We start from the raw sequence: 3,704 nt of genomic DNA on the forward strand, positions 1-3,704 counted from the left end.
CCTCGGATCGAGGGCGCCGGGGCCTTCCCCGTACGGCAGTGCGGCTGTGCAGCCAGCCTAGGCGGGGGTCTGGTTGGACAGGGCCACGGACAGCTCGGCGGCCACGCCCTGGAGGATCGGGACGAAGGACTCGGCCACGGCCTCGGTGACCCGGCCCGCCGGACCGGAGATGGAGATCGCGGCGGCGGTCGGCGAGTTCGGCACCGACACGGCGAGGCAGCGGACTCCTATTTCCTGCTCGTTGTCGTCGACCGCGTAACCGACCTTGCGGACCTGCTCCAGCGCGTCGAGGAAGCCCTCGGGCGTGGTGATGGTCCTCTCGGTCGCCGCGGGCATCCCGGTGCGGGCCAGCAGGGCCCGTACCTCGTCCGCGGGGGTGTGCGCGAGCAGCGCCTTGCCCACGCCGGTGGAGTGCGGCAGCACCCGGCGGCCGACCTCGGTGAACATGCGCATGGAGTGCTTGGACGGCACCTGGGCGACGTAGACGATCTCGTCCCCGTCGAGGAGCGCCATGTTCGCCGTCTCCCCGGTCTCCTCGACCAGACGGGCGAGGTAGGGGCGGGCCCAGGTACCCAGCAGGCGCGACGCGGACTCGCCGAGGCGGATCAGGCGGGGGCCGAGGGAGTACCGTCGGTTGGGCTGCTGGCGTACGTATCCGCACGCCACCAGCGTGCGCATCAGGCGGTGGATCGTGGGCAGAGGCAGACCGCTGGCGGCGGAGAGCTCGCTGAGGCCGACCTCGCCCCCGGCATCGGCCATGCGCTCGAGCAGATCGAAGGCGCGCTCAAGGGACTGGACGCCACCGCTGGCGGCAGGGGTCTTGGAGGAAGCGTCGGTGGTGCTGGCGCTGGACGTCGGCACGGCGCGGTCCTTTCGGTGCTGGCAGGCAAGGGAGCAGCCTACCCGGCGGTCGGGCTCGGCCCCAGTGCTGGGTCGGGGTCGTCGCCGCCGGTCAGAGAGGGTTTGTCCTGGTGGCGGACGTCCTCCGGAAGTTATCCGCCCGGATCCCGGTGGTGGTAGCTACATTCTGTATAGCGAAATCTTAATTCCATCCTGTGGAAACATCCAATTGCGGTCCCGGTGCGTCAGTGGTCCGTCCGGGCGCTCTTGACTGGGTACGGATCGCCGGGAAGACTCCGTCAACAGAACGTTGAATTTCGCTCTGTGGAAGTAGATGGGGAGGTTCCGGTGGCCGACGTGGCTGTGGAACTGGTACTGCGCTCAACGCGCGTCATCACCCCCGAGGGGACGCGCGCCGCCTCGGTGGCCGTCGCCGGCGGGAAGATCACGGCCGTGCTGGCGTACGAGGCCGAGGTACCGGCCGGAGCCCGGCTGGAGGACTTCGGCGACGACGTCCTGCTCCCCGGCCTGGTCGACACCCACGTCCACGTGAACGACCCGGGCCGCACCGAGTGGGAAGGCTTCTGGACGGCCACCCGCGCCGCGGCGGCCGGTGGCATCACCACGATCCTCGACATGCCGCTGAACTCCCTGCCGCCCACCACCACGACCGACAACCTGCGCGTCAAGCAGGAGGTCGCCCGCGCCAAGGCGCACGTGGACATCGGCTTCTGGGGCGGCGCCCTGCCGGACAACGTCAAGGACCTGGCGCCGCTGCACGACGCCGGCGTCTACGGCTTCAAGTGCTTCCTGTCGCCCTCGGGCGTGGACGAGTTTCCCGAGCTCGACCAGGAGCAGCTGGCCACCTCCCTCGCCGAGATCACCGGCTTCGGCGGCCTGCTGATCGTGCACGCCGAGGACCCGCACCACCTGGACGCAGCTCCCGTCGTCCCGGGCCCGAAGTACGCCGACTTCCTCGCCTCCCGGCCGCGCGACGCCGAGAACACCGCGATCGGCAACCTGATCGCCCAGGCCAAGCGGCTGAACGCCCGCGTGCACGTCCTGCACCTGTCCTCCTCCGACGCGCTGCCGCTGATCGCCGCCGCCAAGGCCGAGGGCGTCCGGATCACCGTCGAGTCCTGCCCCCACTACCTCACCCTCACGGCGGAGGAAGTGCCGGACGGCGCCAGCGAGTTCAAGTGCTGCCCGCCCATCCGTGAGGCCGCCAACCAGGACCTCCTGTGGGACGCGCTCGCCGACGGCACGATCGACTGCATCGTCTCCGACCACTCGCCCTCCACCGCGGACCTGAAGACCAGCGATTTCTCCACCGCCTGGGGCGGCATCTCCTCCCTCCAGCTGGGACTCCCCGCCATCTGGACCGAGGCGCGCCGCCGCGGCCGGACCCTGGAGGACGTCGTCCGCTGGATGTCCGCCGCCCCGGCCGCCCTCGCCGGCCTGGCGCAGAAGGGCGCGATCGAGGCCGGCCGCGACGCCGACTTCGCCGTGCTCGCCCCCGAAGAAACGTTCACCGTGGACCCGGCCGAACTCCACCACCGCAACCGGGTCACGGCGTACGCCGGCAAGACCCTGCACGGCGTCGTGAAGTCCACCTGGCTGCGCGGCACGCAGATCGCCGACCACGGCACCCCGACCGAGCCCACGGGCCTCCTCCTCGAAAGGCAGAACTGACCAGTGGCGATTGAATCCTTCACCGGCAACGCGAACCCGTACGGAGGCGGCGACCCGTACGCGGACTACCGCACCGCGGACTTCCCGTTCACCCAGTACGCGAACCTCGCCGCCCGTGAGCTGGGCGCCGGTGTCATCGCCGCCAACGACGAGTTCTTCGCGCAGCGCGAGAACCTGCTGATCTCCGAGGCCGCGCACTTCGACCCCGAGGACTTCGGCCACAAGGGCAAGGTCATGGACGGCTGGGAGACCCGCCGCCGCCGCGGCGTCTCCGCCACCCAGCCCTGGCCGACCCCCGAGGACCACGACTGGGCGCTCGTACGCCTGGGCGCCCCCGGCGTCATCCGCGGCATCGTCGTCGACACCGCCCACTTCCGCGGCAACATGCCGCAGGCCGTCTCCATCGAGGCCACCAACTGGGCGGGCGCCCTCGCGCCGACCCCGGAGGAGCTCCAGGGCGACGAGGTGAAGTGGACGACGATCGTCCCCCGCACCCCGGTCGGCGGCCACGCCGCCAACGGCTTCGAGGTGGAGGCCGAGCAGCGCTTCACGCACCTGCGCGTCAACCAGCACCCGGACGGAGGCATCGCCCGCCTGCGCGTCTACGGCGAGGTCCTGCCCGACCCGAAGTGGCTCGACGCGCTCGGCTCCTTCGACGTGGCGGCCCTGGAGAACGGCGGCTCCGTCCAGGACGCCTCCAACCGCTTCTACTCCCCGCCGACCAACACCATCAACCCCGGCCGCTCCCGCAAGATGGACGATGGCTGGGAGACCGCGCGCCGCCGCGACAACGGCAACGACTGGATCCGCTACCAGCTCGTCGCCGAGTCCGAGATCCGCGCCGTCGAGATCGACACCGCCTACCTCAAGGGCAACTCGGCCGGCTGGGCCTCCCTGTCGGTCAAGACGGGCGAGGAGGGCGAGTGGACGGAGTTCCTGCCGCGCACCCGCCTGCAGCCCGACACCAACCACCGCTTCGTCCTGGACGCCCCGGCGGTCGGCACGCACGTACGGATCGACATCTTCCCGGACGGCGGCTTCTCCCGCCTGCGCCTGTTCGGCTCCCTGACGGAGGGCGGCGCGGCGGCGCTGACCGCCCGCCACCAGGAGCTGGGCGGCTGATCCGGCCGTAGCCGACGCACAGCCCGCCCCGGGGGCCGACACCCCCGGGG

3 protein-coding genes are annotated in these 3,704 nt (G+C 71.3%); 2 read left to right on the forward strand and 1 reads right to left on the reverse strand.

Going from position 1 to position 3,704, the window contains the following annotated elements; genetic code table 11:
- Window positions 1-57 precede the first annotated feature (57 nt).
- Window positions 58-861: an IclR family transcriptional regulator gene (locus ACWGE1_RS40480; RefSeq protein WP_453425471.1), complete on the reverse strand. Its 804-nt coding sequence runs from the start codon at window positions 859-861 to the stop codon at window positions 58-60.
- A gap of 336 nt (window positions 862-1,197) precedes the next feature.
- On the opposite strand from ACWGE1_RS40480, the gene allB reads away from it, so the two are divergent.
- Both allB and alc read left to right on the forward strand, forming a co-directional pair.
- Window positions 1,198-2,532, forward strand: coding sequence for an allantoinase AllB (allB, locus tag ACWGE1_RS40485; RefSeq protein WP_453425473.1), 1,335 nt, complete (start codon window positions 1,198-1,200; stop codon window positions 2,530-2,532).
- 3 nt (window positions 2,533-2,535) lie between these two features.
- Entirely contained in the window at window positions 2,536-3,654 is a 1,119-nt protein-coding gene (gene alc / locus ACWGE1_RS40490) for an allantoicase (RefSeq protein ID WP_453425472.1), read from the forward strand.
- The last annotated feature ends 50 nt before the right edge of the window (window positions 3,655-3,704 follow it).

Source organism: Streptomyces sp. NPDC054932 (assembly GCF_053610205.1).